Source organism: Mucilaginibacter sp. Bleaf8, assembly GCF_018390515.1.
GTDB lineage: Bacteria > Bacteroidota > Bacteroidia > Sphingobacteriales > Sphingobacteriaceae > Mucilaginibacter.
Map to the genome: position 1 here is coordinate 1 of NZ_JAHBBK010000009.1, position 17,409 is coordinate 17,409.

The 17,409-nt window shown below is 45.7% G+C and carries 10 protein-coding genes; 1 reads left to right on the plus strand and 9 read right to left on the minus strand.

From position 1 onward, the window contains the following. Positions 1-720 precede the first annotated feature (720 nt). From KHS38_RS21490 to murQ, 9 genes are all read right to left on the minus strand, one after another. Positions 721-2,571: an outer membrane protein assembly factor BamB family protein gene (locus KHS38_RS21490; RefSeq protein WP_213490868.1), complete on the minus strand. Its 1,851-nt coding sequence runs from the start codon at positions 2,569-2,571 to the stop codon at positions 721-723. A gap of 91 nt (positions 2,572-2,662) precedes the next feature. Further along, positions 2,663-4,396, minus strand: coding sequence for a RagB/SusD family nutrient uptake outer membrane protein (locus KHS38_RS21495; RefSeq protein WP_213490870.1), 1,734 nt, complete (start codon positions 4,394-4,396; stop codon positions 2,663-2,665). Between the two features lie 12 nt (positions 4,397-4,408). Continuing rightward, entirely contained in the window at positions 4,409-7,690 is a 3,282-nt protein-coding gene (locus tag KHS38_RS21500; protein ID WP_213490872.1) for a SusC/RagA family TonB-linked outer membrane protein, read from the minus strand. Between the two features lie 58 nt (positions 7,691-7,748). Continuing rightward, a complete protein-coding gene (locus tag KHS38_RS21505; RefSeq protein ID WP_213490874.1) occupies positions 7,749-8,972 on the minus strand; it encodes an exo-beta-N-acetylmuramidase NamZ family protein in 1,224 nt (407 codons plus the stop codon). Between the two features lie 2 nt (positions 8,973-8,974). Continuing rightward, positions 8,975-9,823 carry a phosphodiester glycosidase family protein gene (locus KHS38_RS21510; RefSeq protein ID WP_213490876.1) on the minus strand — a complete coding sequence of 283 codons (849 nt, stop codon included), beginning with the start codon at positions 9,821-9,823 and terminating at the stop codon, positions 8,975-8,977. A gap of 364 nt (positions 9,824-10,187) precedes the next feature. Further along, on the minus strand, positions 10,188-13,136 hold the full coding sequence (locus tag KHS38_RS21515) for an FAD-binding and (Fe-S)-binding domain-containing protein (RefSeq protein WP_213490877.1): 2,949 nt from the start codon (positions 13,134-13,136) through the stop codon (positions 10,188-10,190). Positions 13,137-13,170: 34 nt separating this feature from the next. Continuing rightward, complete coding sequence (locus KHS38_RS21520) at positions 13,171-14,277, minus strand: dipeptide epimerase (protein ID WP_249665519.1); 1,107 nt, start codon at positions 14,275-14,277, stop codon at positions 13,171-13,173. Between the two features lie 22 nt (positions 14,278-14,299). Further along, on the minus strand, positions 14,300-15,562 hold the full coding sequence (locus tag KHS38_RS21525; protein ID WP_213490881.1) for a C40 family peptidase: 1,263 nt from the start codon (positions 15,560-15,562) through the stop codon (positions 14,300-14,302). 80 nt (positions 15,563-15,642) lie between these two features. After that, complete coding sequence (gene murQ, locus KHS38_RS21530; RefSeq protein WP_213490883.1) at positions 15,643-16,470, minus strand: N-acetylmuramic acid 6-phosphate etherase; 828 nt, start codon at positions 16,468-16,470, stop codon at positions 15,643-15,645. Between the two features lie 187 nt (positions 16,471-16,657). Between murQ and KHS38_RS21535 the strand changes: the two genes are divergently transcribed. Then, positions 16,658-17,401 carry a DeoR/GlpR family DNA-binding transcription regulator gene (locus KHS38_RS21535; RefSeq protein WP_213490885.1) on the plus strand — a complete coding sequence of 248 codons (744 nt, stop codon included), beginning with the start codon at positions 16,658-16,660 and terminating at the stop codon, positions 17,399-17,401. The last annotated feature ends 8 nt before the right edge of the window (positions 17,402-17,409 follow it).

A 17,409-nucleotide genomic window follows, 5' to 3' on the forward strand; every position in this document is an offset into this window, starting at 1 on the left:
CATCCTGAGCCAGGATCAAACTCTCCATTGTAAAATGTTTTGTTTGTATCCAGACCCTATTACTCAAAATAGAAATCTGTATTAATATATCTTTATACAGTATTCCGTAACTTATTGTGGTTTTTTTTTGACTGAGAACAACCAAGATCGGTTGTCTCCCGCTACGCTACATGATTATTTCTTAAAAGAACTTTTTCGCTTCCCCTCACGGTTCCGCTTTTTATATCCGTTCACTATTGCAGTGAATGACTTTTCTTGTTATCTTCGCCTCAAACTTTCGTCTTCAGCGCCCTTCCTTTCGGTTGGGAGTGCAAAGGTAAGAAGCTTTTTTACATTTCCAAAAACTATTTTCAAGTTTTTTTTCAGCTTCCCGGTTTGTTTCTGAACTTCACTACAGCTTTCACCGCGCTCCGCTCTTCCTCTCACCCATCCTTTACCTATCTTTCAATGAACTTCGCTACTCTTTCGATTTGCGACTGCAAAGGTAACACTTTTTAGAACTCATGTCAAGACCTTTTTTCAAATAAAAAACAGCGATCTTTAACTTCTTTCTCACCCACCTTTTTCAAGACTTTGCTACACTTTGCTGACTGTTCAAATAACATTCCCTGCTCGTTTGCAGGGCAACAAAGATAGCACATCTTCCACCACTCTGCCAAATTTATTTATACCTTTTTAAAACTATTTTAATATGGGCAGGTTAAAGACTGATTGTACCTGCTACTTTCCTTCCTTTATGTATGCCACTTTGCCATTCATTGTGCTTACAAAAACATCCTTTCCCGTTGCCGTAACCGGATTTACCAGGCAATTTGATTGTTTATACTTCCATCTGCACGCTCCGGTGTTTCGATGAACCGCATAAATAATTCCTGAATTGGTTGGGATGTATATCATGCCGGCATTTTCAACAATTGCAGAAGGACAGATTTCATAAGGCAACTGTAATGTTGATTTCCAGCTTATTTGCATGCTATCGGCTCGAGTGTCTACGCCAAGCACCTGCCCATCCATTGTCTTCACATACACAATAGCACTGTCCGCTGAAATTCCCATTGATTCGCGCACTCTGATTTTGGGCACTTGCTGTCGCCATAACACTTTACCGGTAGATGCTTCGAAAGCAGTCATGTATCTGTCGGGTGCCACGATGAATACCCGGCCGTAAGCAGCTACAGGATAACAGGCAGCAGGTGAGAACATGCGATTACTTGATCCATTATTCCATTTCCAAACCAACTTTCCGGTTTTAATGTCCAGGGCATAGAAGTCGTTTTTCCAGCAACCGAAATATATTAGTCCGTTATAAATTAAAGGCTTGGTTACTACAAAGCCGCTTACTTGGTTAAAATCCCATAGTAAACGGCCGCTTACTAAATTGATGGCACGAAAATGCCCATCGGACGCACCTATATAAACTGCATTATCCTTAATTACCGGGGAGGCGACTACCGCTTTTGCAGCCGCATGCCTCCACACCAGCTTACCACTGCTGGCTAATAAGCAATAAATGTAATTATCAGATGAGCCGGCGACCACATAGTTGCCGCTTACTGCTGGAGTTGAATAGATCTTTCCGCCGGTAGCATATGCCCATACCCGCTTACCTGTCTGCTTACTTAAAGCGTAGATGTATCCTTTGGTATCCGTCAAAATGAGCTTATCGCCAGCGACGGCCATACCCGACCCGATATCGCTTTGATCCTGATAGGTCCACATTACCTTAGCGCCGGTAAGCTTTTCGTTGAGCGCGTAAGATGGTCGTAGATAATGAACAGTATCTTTATCAAAATGGTGGTTGTAAAGATTAACACCGGTCCATTGATGGTTTATTGCTAGCACAGGGTTTCTTTCCTCAAAAAAGGCTTTACCGTTGGCTAAGGTCACTATATTGTAGCCACCTACGCTGTCTTTAGCCCGCAGGTTTGAGCGCCCCATAACGCCAGGTATCCCTTCAAAATTGTATTGATGATTGGCATGCCCATGCCCGCATAACACCAACTGTACGTTTTTCTTTTTCAGAGCATCCATTATATTGTACCAGTTGTTTTGAGCAGAATCCTGCGGATAATGGTTCAAATAAACAACGGGCGTATTGGCCGGCGTGCGTTTCAATACAGAATCGAGCCAAACCACATGCTCGCGTGGCACCTGACCTGGCCCCATCCGCATGTTAGGGCCCGAACTTACGCCTGCAAACAGGTAACCCCCATGATTAAAAGCGAAAGTTTCGGCACCGAATACTTTACGAAAGGTATTACTGCCACTTTCAGACCAGTTGGCATCGTGATTTCCCGGTATAATATACCACTTTTTGTTCAGGCTGTCGAGAATTTGTTTAGCCAGCTTAAGCTCTTCATCAGCTCCAAACTCAGTAATATCACCGGTGATGACAACAAACTTGATGTCATCGTTCCCATTAATATCTTTTACCGTTCTGCGCAGATCATCAGCAGCAGTTGGGTTGCCAATATGGGTATCGGAAACGAAAGCAAATTTAAACGACTGTGCATTAACAAGCCTTATATTCACCAGCATGGCCAGCAAAAACAGAAGGTATCTTTTATACATATTATAGATTAATGATATATGCTTTGAGTTCCTATCAAAAGAAACCCCTTCCTGCCTGAGCAAAGAAGGGGATTTCACCGGGATATAAATTTTACCAGCCTGGGTTTTGCGTGAGCGTTACACCATGATCCTGATAAAGCTTGATCTGATCCAGCGGTATGGGGTTGAGGTATACCTTAGGGTTATCAAAAATGCGCTGTGTCTCGGCTTTAGGAGCAGGCACAATATACCCTTCAGTTGTATTGTTTTGGATAGTTACCGAAAGGGTTTTCGCATAATCGGCCTTGTTGATCCACGCGCCCAGGTTAATGTCCGGGTTGGCGCGGGTGTCCAGGTAAGGGTATTTTTTCCAGCGTTTCAGGTCATCATTCCTGAAACCTTCCATCATCAGTTCCACCCGGCGCTCGCGGCGAATTTCCCATAGAATAGGCGACACACTTGGATCTCTTTTCGGATCATCATAAGCAACGCCGTTAACGGCCGGCTGGTTGCCCATCACCTGCAATGCTGGTAACTTAACGGTATAACCACCACGCTGGCGAAGTTTGTTTATAGTCAAGTCCAGATCAGCCTGCGTAAGTGTACCCAGTTCGGCCACAGCTTCCACATAGTTCATCAATACCTCGCCATAACGTATTACAGGTGCCTGGGTATCGTTCAGGTTGCTGTTTCCGTTAGTTTGATCTTTTAATGCATCGTTGAAAAACTTGATACAGGCATAGCCGGAAGTCGAAAAATTAGATACTACACCATTTAACCTTAATTCTTTGGCAAAGGTTTCGCTGATGCGCGGATCGCGGTTGGCCATCACGTTATTGATACCTTTATCGCCCTGGTAAAGAGGCGAAACACTTATAGGCAAACCATCGCTGCACAGGTAAGATTCAACTGCATTTTTTGAAGCGCCGGTTTGCGGCTCTTTATTTACATAGTTATGCAAGCTGTGCGTAAGTAAGCCTTGCTGATACTTGCGGTACATAATAATTTCCGGGTTAGTACCCAGATCAAGTGAATTGAACAGTTGCCGGTAGTTCGCAGTAACCTGGTAACCACCATTGGTCATTACCTCGTTGGCCGCCCATTTGGCTGCTTCAAGATATTCCGTTGCTTTAGCCGTATTATTAGCCTGATATTTTTGCCATGTACCTTCATACAAAAACACGCGCGACATGAACGCCAGCACCACCATTTTAGTGACGGTTAATTTATTAGCGTTTGAAACGCCGGCATCCACAGCCCGCACGTTGGCAGCCGCATATTTAAAATCAGCCAGTACACTGTCCATTACGGCAGTACGTGGCTGGCGTGTCTGATACAGTTCCGCCTCGTCGGTTTCATTGAGTACACGACCATACCAGGGCAAATCACCATAGCTCTTTACTTTAGCAGCATATTCCATCCCCCTGAAGAAACGGGCAATGCCTGTCCAATGGCTGATTGCCTCAGCCGACATCGGTACTCTTTGAATACGGTTAATAAATAAGTTAGCCCGGCGCACATTATTAAAATACCAGCTGGAAGGCGACGTACCGCTTGCACTTGCCGGAACGTTTCTGACAAATGTAGTTGGCGTTGTAGGCGCAAAATCATCATTCAAGCTTTCGCCCGAAAAATAGCCGCCCCAAGTTAAATCAAAGCCCGATGCATAACCCGGAAAATAGTTGGGGTAAAACCCATAGGCAAAAGTGCGTACGTTGTTTTCGCTGGTCCAGTAGGTATCGTCCGTGAGTTGATCGAGCGGGTATTTGGTTAAAAACTCATCCTGTTTTTTACAGCCAAAGCCCAACAGAACCAATCCTAATACGATATATTTAAAGGTCTTCATTTCTGTAAATGGTTAAAATGTTACTTGTAATCCGAAAGAATACGTTTTTCGGTATGGATATACCCGGCCAAAGCCAGCCCGGTCATTATCAATCTGCGTTTGTGAAAAATCAATTTCCGGGTCGATCGGAATGTTACCCAAATGATCAAACGTCAGGAGATTTTCGCCACTGAAAAATATACGGGTGTTTTGGATTTTCACACGCTGCAACCAGCGTTTTGGCAAGGTATAACCCACACTCAGGTTTTTTAAACGCAGGTAAGCCATATTGAGCAGATAGCGGGTTTGCGGCTGATAGTCCCATTTATCAATTGCAGCGCCGTAATCGGTAGGCCTTGGATAAAAGGCGTTCGGGTTTTGCGGTGTCCAGTAGTCCATCTGATTATCAAACCAACCTTCTGCCGCACGGAAGCCAGGAAACACTACGGAACCATTTGCCCACAATTGCCGGCTACCTACTCCTTGAAAGTACACATTAAAATCTACGCCTTTCCAATCGGCACCTAAGCGTAAGCCATACTGGTAGCGCGGTGTTGAATTACCTATGATTTTTTTATCTCCCGGATCATCAACTGTATTTGAGCCAAAGTAGATGGTACCATCGCCGTTCAGGTCTTTGTATTTAACATCGCCGGGGCCATAATAAAACGACCCGCTTTCTAATCTGGTTTGAGAGGCTACGCCTGGTGCATACACGTAGTGCCCGGCCGCATCCCTGCCTGTAAAATCACTTTCAGTAAATAACCGGTCGGTTTCAAAACCCCAAATTTCTCCAAGGCGCATACCTTCATAGTAGTTACTGTTAAGCCCTGAAATTGTAGCCGGAAGCTGACGATTTACATTTTGATATTTTGAAATACGCTCTATTGCATCAGACAAAGTACCGGTAATATTGATATGTAATTTATTCGCGAAAGTATGGTTATAATCTACAGCCAATTCCCAGCCTTTGCCGGTTAGCTCTCCATAATTCCGAACCGGAGAAGAAGCGCCAAACGTTGACGGCAATGTAACCCCACTGGTAATCATGTTACTGGTTACCCGGTTAAAAAAAACAAACGTGAAGCCCAGTTCATCATGCAATACCCTTACATCCAAACCCAGGTCGGCAGTCTTAACCGTTTCCCAGGTCAGGATGGGCGATAATGGCAGTGGCGCAGTAAGCGATACCGCATTGCCAGTAGGTAATATCCAGCCCGTACTGTAAGAGGACATTAGAGGCAGAAAACGCCCATTGCCAACAGCCTGGTTACCAACAGAACCATAAGATGCTCTGATTTTCAGGAACGATAACCAGTTTTTGCTCCAGTCCATAAACTTTTCACGACTGATCACGTAACCGGCCGAACCAGAAGGAAAAAAGCCATAAAGCTGCCTAACCGGGAACCGCGATGAACCATCACGGCGACCGTTAAGCTCCAACAGGTATTTATCCTGGTAAGCATAGTTGATACGGCCAAAGTAACCTAATGTAGAAAACTGCGTTGCACTACCGGTTACAAACTGGTCGCCGGTTGCCAAGGGTATTTCGCCATAATTCGGGTCAAGCAATCCGCGGCGTTCAGACGACTGGCTGTTGGCCCGGTTCAGTTCAATATCACCACCCAAAATAAATTTCAGGGCGTGGTCGCCAATGCTTTTATTATAGGTAAAGAATGCCTTGCCGGTGTTGATCTCGTTCCAGTAAGAGTAATATCTTACTTTATCGTAACTGGCACTTTGGTACGGGCGGTAGTTCAGTTTATCGGCGGTTGACGCCGAAGTACCTAACGACCAGAAATCGTAAGCCAGGGTGTTCCCACCAGTTTGGTGCAAGTGCTCATTGGTTGAGGTATAAGTGTAATCGGCATCGAAGGTAAGGCCTTTAGCTAATTTCAGGGTTCCGCCTACCGATATACGCGCCAACTGGTTTTTGTCATCATCCATTTTAGCCTGCTGCACCTCGGTTACCGCGCCGCGGAAAGGCTTACCCAAATAGGTTCCATAAGGATAATTGGACGGCCAGCGGTACAGGTAATAGTAGGGCCCGTACTGGCTGCCCGAAAACGTGAACGGACTTTTACTTTTGGTGTTAGAAAACAACACCTTGCCCCTTACATCCAGCCAACTGGTAGCCGCTGTATTGATACCCAGATTTAAACTGTAACGGTCAAACTCGTCGGGGTTTACTTTTAGCACACCCATTTGGTTCAGGTAGCCTAAGCCCAGGTTATAATTCGTTTTTTCGCTGCCACCGCTTACGCTGATGTTGTGGGTTTGCTGCGGTGTCCAGTCGCGCAGGTACAGCTTGGCCGGATCCCATGAGCGGTAGAAATATAATTTACCGCCAACAAATTCAAAATCGCGACCCTCAACCATGTCCTGGCCCAAATCCTGGCCGCCATATTGTGCATCCCACTGGCGCATCTTATCAATAGAAGCCTGATCGATAGAATAACCAATTACATTGTAACTGGTGGTATTGGGACTAAAACGCTGCAAGGCCAGTAAAGATGCCTGTGCATTATCAGCCCCTGATGCTAATTTGGGATTGTTGATTGGACTTGACCAAGCAAAGTTATTGGAGTAAGTAACTTTAGTTGGCGAGTTGCGCTTACCTGTTTTAGTAGTAATCAGCACCACACCGAATGCTGCCCGTGTACCGTAAATAGACGTTGAGGCCGCATCCTTTAATACCGAGATGGATTCAATATCCTCTGGATTGATCATCTGCAAGCTTGGTATTTCCACGTTATCTACCAAAATAAGCGGCGAAGCGCCGCCCGCCCCGGTATTAATAGAGCCTTGCAAACCGCGCAGCCTGATTTTAGGGTTGGTACCAATATCGCCGGTTGAAGTGGTAATGGTTAAACCAGGTACTGCACCTTGTAGGCCCCGGGCTACATCGGTAATTGGCCTTGCTTCTAACAGCTTGGTATCAACTGTAGAAACAGATCCGGTTAGGTTGGCCCGCTTTTGCGTACCATAACCTACCACAACCACCTCGTTCAATGATTTGGCATCGGCACCCAGCTTTACATCTATCACATCTGATGTGCCTACAGTAATTTCCTGCGTAGCGGAACCGGTAAAACTGAATACCAGCACCTGCCCGGCGTTGGCCCTGATGCTGTACTTACCGTTAATATCAGTAGCGGTACCCTGGGGTGTACCCTTAAGCCTTACCGAAACACCCGGTAGCGGATTGCCGTCATCAGAAGAGATGACTTTTCCGGTAATTGTTTTATGCTGTGCCATAGCCTGCACAGACAAAAAGAACAGTACCAGAAAGAGGTTAAGTAATTTTTTCTTCATAAGTTAACGTTAATAGCTTGTTTAGTGAACATGGTTGGTTTATTGCGTTTAGTGTTTATTAGTCGGGGTAAATCAGGTATTGCTGCCTCATTCTTTTAAATTCTGAAAGTGCGGGCTCCCAGCTTTCGCGAATTTCTTTTTCTGTTTTGCCGGCTATTATCTGTTCCTTTAATGCTGTAGTACCGGCCAGCTTATCGAAGTTGCCCATCTGTTTACTTTGCTTGTAATCAAAAAAGCGATCTTTATATGGATAAGCTTTATACATTTCAATAAGCCAGCTCAGGTTAATCCGCTTTTGCTTAATGAGCTTTCGCAGGTTATAATTTCTCAGATCAAGCCCATAGCAGGCCTGGTTCTGGAACAGCGGCGTTTCGCTCATGCCCGGAATACTCACTGGTGTAAAAGAGAATGCATACCGGCCTTTCAAATCGGGATTACCCAGTACACAAAATGGATAGTATGTTCCCCTACCCTGACTAATGATGGTTCCCTCAAACAAGCACAAAGACGGGTACAACAGAATAGATTGCTGCGTATTCAGGTTTGGCGATGGGTGCACCGGAAGTGTATAAGCCATGCTATGTTTATAATTACCCACTGGTATAATTTTGATGCGACATTGCACGCCGTTGGCCATCCATTTTTGCCCGTTGATCATCTGTGCGTACTCACCTACCGTCATGCCATGTGCTATAGGAACCGGGTGAAAGCCAATGCCCGATTTCAGTTTCATATCCAGCACTGGGCCATCAACCATATAGCCGTTGGGGTTGGGCCTGTCCAGTATCAGCAGTTCTTTGTTATATTCGGCGCAAGCCTCCATAACGCGGTGCAGGGTGGCCAGGTAGGTATAATAGCGTGCGCCTACATCCTGCAGATCATACACCATCAGGTCTACATCTGCTAGGCTTTCGGCACTGGGTTTAGCCGTTTTGCCATATAGGGAAATAACAGAAATGCCGGTTTTGGGATCTACACTATCATCCACATGTGCGCCGTTACTGGCATCACCGCGAAAACCATGCTCAGGGCCGAACACCTTAACGATATGAATGCCTAAAGCAACTAAGCTATCCACACTGGCCTTGCTACCAATTCGCGAGGATGGATTTACCACCATACCAATGCGCTTACCCTGCAAATAAGGCAGATACTTTTCTGTTTGATCGGCACCGGGAATAATTGGCTTTTTTGCGGCAACGGATACCGTAAAATGTATTACCAATCCAATAACGAGGAGTGTTCCTATAAAGCGTGAGGGTTTCAGGTAGACTTTTCTCATAGTCAGTTCCGTTTTATCAATATTACATTGGCCACTTTACGCTGACCTTCGTGATCCCACTTTTTATTATCTGACGGGTAGTTTACTACACCATGCTTTTTATCCCATAAGGTGGTTGATCCCCCACCATCCAGATTGATGGCATCTGTACAATGCAGCCATTGCATTACTTTGCGCAGCTCAAACAGGCTCATGCCGGCGGCGTTTGCATCCCGGCCGTCTACGGTGATAAACAGCACATGGTGCTTATTGGTAATGCCAATCACCGAACGAGGGTGCCGGGCGGTGTTGAAAACGCCGGAATCAAGTGCCGCTACATGATGCTGATCAAGCAGCAGCGGGCCGGTCAACATCACATCCTGGCCATCAAGCCGTGTTTCCCAATCGGCTGTGCCGTCCCATTTGGCAATGCTTAGTTGGTTGCCCTTCATTACAACAGCGGCTTGCTGATGCCTTGCCCGGGTGCCACCTTTTTCAGGACGGTTTAGGTTGATAACCTGGCCATTTGCCCGCAGATAATCAACCGATCCTCCGTTTTTAACATCGAAAAAGGTTCCGTTGATAGCTGCAACCGCTTTAGCTTGTTGCCCAAATTCGCTGGTACGCCGCTTTACTTTTGGCTCATACGCGATGGTGAAATGGTTTTTTGAACGGGGTTTAATATCAATAACAGCAATAAATTGGTTTGCCCCGAAAAGCGATTTGTGACGGAACCATGCTTGCCTAAGATGCATACCGGAAGCCAGCCGTTTACTTTCCCACTCTACTTTTTCAAAGCTGAGTGAATCAGTTTGCGCAAACGACGTACTTGCACATAGCGACAAAAGCAACCATAGGGCCTGAAAACGCATATCCGACTACTGTTTTAATTGCTGTTAATAAATTCCGGGCTAAAGGTTATGTAAGTTTAGAAACGCACAAAAACGCAAACAAGAATACCTTACTTCCCAAATATATATAAACCGCAAGTTAAAAAGCAATAGATTTTTGCTCTTTTTAAACACATTTTTGCAAAAACACGCAAATGTTACATAATCAATGAAAGGAAATTCCGCTTGAGCTTAACTACACCATATTACCTGCCACAAAATTCAGACTTAAACAAAACGAATAAAAAAAGCCGCCAGGTTAATATACTGACGACTTTTGATTATTAAGCAATTCAATTTGTAGCGCAAGCGCGAACGGCCCGGCATTAATCATCCGAGCAGACTATTATTTATCGTTCCTTTTTAGCGCAGCATATAAGATTTCTGCAGGATGTTGCGCTATCCTGTTTGTGCCGTCTTTGATCTGGTGCCGGCAACTTGTGCCTGCGGCGGCTACGATGGTTGATTCCGGTTCTTTGTTAACGGCCGGGAACAACACCAGGTTACCTATCTGCATAGAAACATCATAATGTTCCTTTTCATAACCAAAGGAGCCTGCCATACCGCAACAACCGGATGGAATTACCTCTACCTGATAATGCTGCGGCAGGGCCAGAATTGCCTGTGCAGCCATCATGGAAGAGAGCGCCTTTTGATGGCAATGCCCATGCAGTATAATGCGCTTGGTATCACCTGTAAAACTATCGGGCGATATATGGCCACTCTGCATTTCACGGTACAGCCATTCTTCAAAAAGATAGACATGTTTACTCAGCTCTTTAGCTTCGCTTTGCAGCGCCGGACTAACTAAACTGATATACTCATCGCGGAAAGAGAGGATAGCGGAAGGCTCGATACCAATAAGCGGTACATTTTGATTGATCTTGTCATGAAGGGCATTAATATTCTGCTCTGCACATTGCTTTGCCTCGTCGAGCATACCTTTGGAAAGGAAAGACCGGCCACTGTCTGTATGATCGGGTATTACTACCTGATAACCGAGATGCTCCAGCAGCAGGATTACCTTTTTTCCAATCTCGGCATCGTTATAATTAGTAAACTCATCACAGAAAAGGTAAACCAGTTTTTGCGATGCTTGTGTTCCACTTCTTTTTCTGGATTTATACCAGCTTTTGAGGGTTTGCTTAGCCAGCGTCGGCAAGCTTCTTTGCGGATGGAAGCCAGAGAAGCCATTAATTGCTTTACGAATCAATGGCGTTTTAACAGCCAGATTGTAGGCAAACGGTGCTAAGGAGGCCAGTTTCATGTTTTTGCTGAAATGGCCGATCAATTTGGAGCGGGCAGATACGCCATGCTCTTTCTGGTAATGATACATAAATTCCGCCTTCAGCTTGGTCATATCAACCGACGACGGACACTCAATTTTACACCCCTTGCAGGAAATGCACAGATCGAGCACTTCTTTTACTTCTTCCGCTTCCTTACCACGGCCCAGCTTTGCAGGCGCCTGATTAAGGTACTGCCTGAGTATATTGGCCCGTGCACGGGTGGTGTCCTTTTCGTTGCGCGTAGCCATATAGCTCGGGCACATAGTACCGCCGGTTACCTGTGTTTTGCGACAATCACCCGATCCGCTGCATTTCTCGGTAAGCCGTAACATGCCTTCATCATCGGTAAAATCGAAAAGCGTATCGGGCCGTTGCTTTACAGCCTCCCCTTCGTATCGCAAATTGGCCAGCATGGATGGCGTATTGGTAATTTTACCCTGATTGAATATTCCGGCAGGATCAAATATATTTTTTACCTGCTTGAATAACTCGTACACCTTATCGCCCATTACGTAACTGATATATTCGCCACGCAGCCGACCATCCCCGTGCTCGCCCGAGAGCGAACCTTTATATTTTTTTACCAGCCCGGCAGTTTCCTCCAGCACCTTTTTGAACAGTTGCCGCCCGGCCGGGTCTTTTAAATTAACCATGGGCTCAACATGCAGCTCACCATCACCCGCATGCGCATACACCGAATATGGTATATCCATACTTTTAAGCAGATGCTCCAAATCGCTGATGTAGGCCGGCAAGTCGTCAACCGCAACAGCGCAATCCTCAATCAGATTAACGGGCTGCGTATCTCCTTTTAAATTCCGAAGCAAGCCCAAACCTGCCTTACGTATATCCCAGGCTTTCTTGGTTTCATCGCCGGTAAGTATCGGGTAAGCATATCCTAATCCAGCTGCCTGCAAGGCCCCTATCAGCGCGTTGCACTTTTCCATCAGCCCCTCCGGAGTGGCATCAAAAAATTCAACCATTAAGATAGCCTCAGGCTTACCCACTAAAAAGAAGCGGTTCACGGTTTGGCCGGGATTATTGATGGCCTGTTCCAGTATAACATGATCTACCAATTCGGAAGCTGCACAGCCCGATCTTACAGCGATCAGGTTGGCACGTAAAGACTCCTGCAAACTACTGCAGTGTATGGCAACCATACCCACCTCCTTTGGCGGCAAGTCAATCAGCTTCAGTTTGGCCTCCGTTACAAAACACAGCGTACCTTCCGAACCGGCTATAAATTCACTTAAGTTGAGTCGTTCAGCCTCAAGCATACGTATCATCCTATCAAGCGCATAACCGCTATTACGGCGGGCTACTTCTTTTTTAGGAAAGTTTTCGGCTATAGCCTGTTGGTTATCCTGCTGCTGCACTACATCAAGCAGCTGCTTGTATATTTTACCTTCAAAACCATTACTACTGCACTTGTTTTGCACAGTTTTCATATCCATCTCACCAAATAACACTTCACTAGCGTCAGACAGGAGTGCGGTTACCTCACTAATATTATCGCGGGTAGCTCCCCATATCATAGAGTGCAACCCGCAGGAGTTGTTGCCGATCATCCCCCCAATCATAGCCCGGCTGGAAGTAGACGTTTCGGGACCAAACATCAGGCCGTAGGATTTCAAAAACGCATTCAGATCATCGCGAATTACACCGGGTTGTACACGCACCCACTTCTCTTTTTCGTTCACTTCAAGTATAGCGGTCATGTGGCGGGATATATCCACCACCAATCCATTACCCACTACCTGCCCGGCCAGCGATGTACCGGCAGCACGTGGTATAAGCGTTAAGTGATGCGTGTTGGCAAACAGAATCAGTTGTTTAATATCTTCTGTATTGCGGGGCATAGCTACCGCCAAGGGTTGTTCCTGATACACTGAAGCATCCGTAGCATATACTTTAAGTACGGCCTGATGCGCTATGGAGTTGTTATAATAGAGATCACCCGAAAAATATTTTAATAACTGCTGAAAATCTGTTTCGTTTAGTTTCATCGCTTATACGTTCACCAATCCCGCAAAATTAGGATTATATTTTTTGGATGCCGATACCCGGACGATCAGTCAAAGTAACTTTACCGTTAACAACCTGCATGCCCTTGTATACATCATTACTGATCAGCAAAGCGCCGTCCAGATCGGCCCAATCGGCCATGGGCGCAAGGTGTGCCGCTGCCGTAACGGCGCAGGATGTTTCGGTCATGCAACCTATCATCACTTTCATTTTTAAGGATCGAGCCAGCACAAGCATTTTGTGCGCCTCACGCATACCGGTTGATTTCATGAGCTTAATATTAATGCCGCTATATACCTGATAAGCCTTCAACACATCATCCAAACGTTGCACCGCCTCATCGCCCATAGTAGGCAACGGGCTGTGCTGGGTAAGCCAGGCATTATCATCCAGCTTTTCTTTGGGCATCGGTTGCTCAATAAACACAATACCTTTTTCTTTTAGCCAGTGCGCCATATCCAGCGCCATTTGCTTATCGGTCCATCCCTGGTTTACATCTACACAAATCGGCTTATCGGTTATTTCGCGAATATTATTAATCAGCAGCTTATCCGTATCTCGTCCCAGCTTTACCTTAAGCATGCGGTAAGGGTCAGCTTCGCGTACTTTTTGCCGGATAACTTCGGGCGTGTCAATACCGATGGTGAACGATGTGTTAGGCGTTTTTGCCGGATCAAAGCCCCATATCTTGTACCAGGGTTGCTTAATTAGCTTACCCACCAAATCGTGCAGGGCTATATCTACCGATGCCTTTGCCGCTTTATTAGCCTCCTCGATCCCGTCAACATAAGCCAGAATATTTTCCATCTGAAACGGATCATCAAAACGCGACAGATCAACCTTGCTTAAAAACTTCAGCACACTCTCGTGCGACTCGCCCAGGTACGGCGGCATGGATGCTTCGCCATAACCAATCACCCCGTTATATTCCAGCTCCGTAAGCACGACAGGTGTTGTGGTGCGCGAGCTGGTTGACAGCGTAAATGCATGTTTAAGCTGCAAGGTGTACGCCCGGTACCGCAACTGCAGCCTGCCCTTACCTGCCATTTGCGATTGTATTGCAGAAAGCGCCGACTCCCAGGGCAACACTAAAGAGCCTGCCGCCAGGGCCGAAGTTTTCATAAATTTTCTTCTGTTGTTCATTTTATTGAGCTGTCAATATATAGGATGGATGATCGCTTACTTTTGTTACGCCGGGTTGGCCTATGGCAGTTAACATCCGGCGGGCCTTTACCAATCTGCGCCAACGGTAGTCATCATAATTCGCCGCCTTTGGATCAAGGCTGCTCACCTTTACTAACCCCGCTGCCTGGATAAATTGCCCGTGACCCATATAAATAGCCGTATGCGTAATTTTAGCCTGCTTACCCTGCCCTGCACCAGGCGAAAAGAACAGCAAATCGCCAGCTTGCAGATTTTGCATACACTTGGCATTGCTTACCGAATCGGCTTCATAAATATCCACTTCATCACCTACCAATGCTTGTTGCGAAGCATCACGGGGCAGAATTACACCGTTCAAAAAATAAGCTGTTTTGGTAAAGCCACTGCAATCCACTCCTTTAATTGAAGTACCGCCCCATAAGTAAGGAACGCCTATCAAGGTTTGCGCAGTTGCCAGTATAGGATCAGCCTTTGGGTTGATTGATTTACGCCACTTAGCAAAATCCTGTACGTCTTTTTTTTGCACGAAGGCTACACGCTTATCAGGAAATACAACTTGGAAGTATCCTTTTTTCTTGCCTGTTACCTGCAGCAAGTTGCCGGCTATCAGGTCAGAAACAGGCAAGGATTTATCAGATGGCTCCGTAAAAGCATGACCATACTGTTTAGTATAGATAACCTTATCAGCCTTTTGCCAGGATGCGAATTCGGCTTTATCCATCGCTGAGACAGAACTTTCGTCAACCCAGGAAAGGTACCTGTCCGGCGTGCGCACCAGGTAATAGCCTTTTTGCTGCTGTAGTATTGTTACCGGCGTACCCAAAATCATCTGGGTAACCATTTCGGCGGCGTTGCCGGGTGTAATACGGTTATTGGCTACGGACAAGGTAACAACACCGTAGATTTTACTACCTAAAGCTTTTGCAGGCAAGGTATCTGCATTGATAACTGCTTGCACAGACGCACCAGCTAAGGCATTTCTGATAGCGATAATTACCCGTGGCGTAGTTGTTTCAATGTGAAAAGATAACGGATTCAGACCTGTAAGATCTGTATTTACAATATCCGTTCTTTTATCAGGTGCATATTGGCGCTTAATATCATTGATGATTTGCAGAGCCTTCTTTGCGGCAGCACTATCAGCCACAGGTAATGCCGCCTTTGCCGATAGTGCAAACAGCAAACCCAGTCCCCCAATAATGCTGATTAAAAAACGATATGCCAATTTTGAATATGCCGTCATGTTAAAGCAACTATATTAATGAGCTATGGTTTAAGCTACGTATAAATTGCAATTAATTTTTGTGTATCAACGCCGTAATACTATTTATCCGTCTCCTTTTCTTTTTCGGATAAGGCCTTTAGTGCAAGCCGCACACTGCCATACTGATCGAGCAGCCTGGTAGCGGTAGCTTCATCACAACCCGACTCCTGCATAATCATATTCACGCCCCGGTTATATAATTTATGATTAGTTAACTGCATATCCACCATTTTATTACCCTTTACCCGGCCTAAGGTTATCATCACCGATGTGGTCAGCATATTAAGCGCCAGCTTTTGGCCGGTACCGGCTTTCATACGGGTAGATCCGGTTAAAAACTCCGGTCCGGTAACTACTTCAACCGGGAACTGGGCCTCGGCAGCAACCGGGCTGCCTGCATTACAAACAATGCAGCCGGTAACCAGGCCATGTGCATTGGCTTGCTGCAAACCTCCTATCACGTATGGCGTACGGCCAGAGGCAGCCAAACCTACCACCACATCTTTAGCTGTAATATTGTAAGCCCGCAAATCGAGCCAGGCCTGCTGGTCGTCATCCTCAGCATTTTCTACGGCTTTGCGTATGGCACCATCGCCACCGGCAATTATGCCTACCACCCAATCAAACGGCACGCCGAAAGTGGGCGGACATTCTGATGCGTCAACAACGCCCAAACGGCCACTGGTACCTGCACCTATATAAAACAACCGACCGCCAGTACGCATTTTTCCGGCCACAGCGGTTGCCAATGCACTGATTTGTGGTATACATTTTTCAACAGCCAGCGGCACAGTTTTGTCTTCGTTATTAATATTAGTTAAAATATCGGTTATAGACATTTCATCAAGATTCAGGTAAGGGGAATCCTTTTCGGTAGTTGTTTCCATTTCAATATCAGTAGGTCAAAAGCGTATTTATGCGAATATAAATAAACACAATGCAAAAACACGCATAATAAAACACTAAATTTTCTGAAGCAGATTAAAATCCTGTATTAAACTTGCACAAACGCGCATACAAAATCTCTACAAGCATCAACGTTTAGAAAACAATATAATTTATACTTTTACCTATATGCTTAAGGAAGAAAGACAGCAATACATCATAAACCAAATCAATATTCACAATAAGGTTTTATCTACCGATTTAAGCGCCCAGCTAAACGTATCGGAAGATACCGTAAGACGAGACTTGAATGAACTGGCCGAATTGGGTAAGATTGTGAAAGTATATGGCGGCGCACTATCTAAATCTTTTCACTACCCTTTTTCGGGAAAGGATGTTTATAAAAAAGACGGTAAAAAAGAGATAGCCCGCAAAGCAGTAACCCTGATTGAAGACGGCATGGTACTGCTTATTGGCGGCGGCACCACCATGATTGAGCTGGCGCGTATTTTTCCGGATAATTTACACTGCACTATTTTCACCATTAGTCCGCTGGTAGCGCTGGAACTGGTTGAGCACCCGAACATGAGTGTTAACCTTTTAGCCGGGCAGCTAGGTGGCAACTCCCACATTGTAACAGGATCGCAGGTAATCAGCCAGCTATCCGAAATTAAAGCTGATCTGTGTTTTTTAGGCACCAACGGGCTTTCGCTCAACGATGGCATTACCGACTCGGACTGGGAAGTAGTACAGGTAAAAAAGGCAATGATTAAATCGGCCGGCAAAACTGCCATCCTGAGCATTGCTGAAAAGCTGGACTCTGTCCAAAAAATGCAAATATGCAATCTAAACGCCATCGACTACCTGATTACCGACACCGAGGCCGATGACGAAAGCCTGAAACGCTATGCAAAAAAGGTAGCGATACTATAGTACCGCTA

Coding starts and splice junctions, on each gene's coding strand:
- KHS38_RS21490 (WP_213490868.1), bottom strand. CDS start 2,571: ATGTATAAAAGATACCTTCTGTTTTTGCTGGCCATGCTGGTGAATATA.
- KHS38_RS21495 (WP_213490870.1), bottom strand. CDS start 4,396: ATGAAGACCTTTAAATATATCGTATTAGGATTGGTTCTGTTGGGCTTT.
- KHS38_RS21500 (WP_213490872.1), bottom strand. CDS start 7,690: ATGAAGAAAAAATTACTTAACCTCTTTCTGGTACTGTTCTTTTTGTCT.
- KHS38_RS21505 (WP_213490874.1), bottom strand. CDS start 8,972: ATGAGAAAAGTCTACCTGAAACCCTCACGCTTTATAGGAACACTCCTC.
- KHS38_RS21510 (WP_213490876.1), bottom strand. CDS start 9,823: ATGCGTTTTCAGGCCCTATGGTTGCTTTTGTCGCTATGTGCAAGTACG.
- KHS38_RS21515 (WP_213490877.1), bottom strand. CDS start 13,136: ATGAAACTAAACGAAACAGATTTTCAGCAGTTATTAAAATATTTTTCG.
- KHS38_RS21520 (WP_249665519.1), bottom strand. CDS start 14,277: ATGAAAACTTCGGCCCTGGCGGCAGGCTCTTTAGTGTTGCCCTGGGAG.
- KHS38_RS21525 (WP_213490881.1), bottom strand. CDS start 15,562: ATGACGGCATATTCAAAATTGGCATATCGTTTTTTAATCAGCATTATT.
- murQ (WP_213490883.1), bottom strand. CDS start 16,470: ATGGAAACAACTACCGAAAAGGATTCCCCTTACCTGAATCTTGATGAA.
- KHS38_RS21535 (WP_213490885.1), top strand. CDS start 16,658: ATGCTTAAGGAAGAAAGACAGCAATACATCATAAACCAAATCAATATT.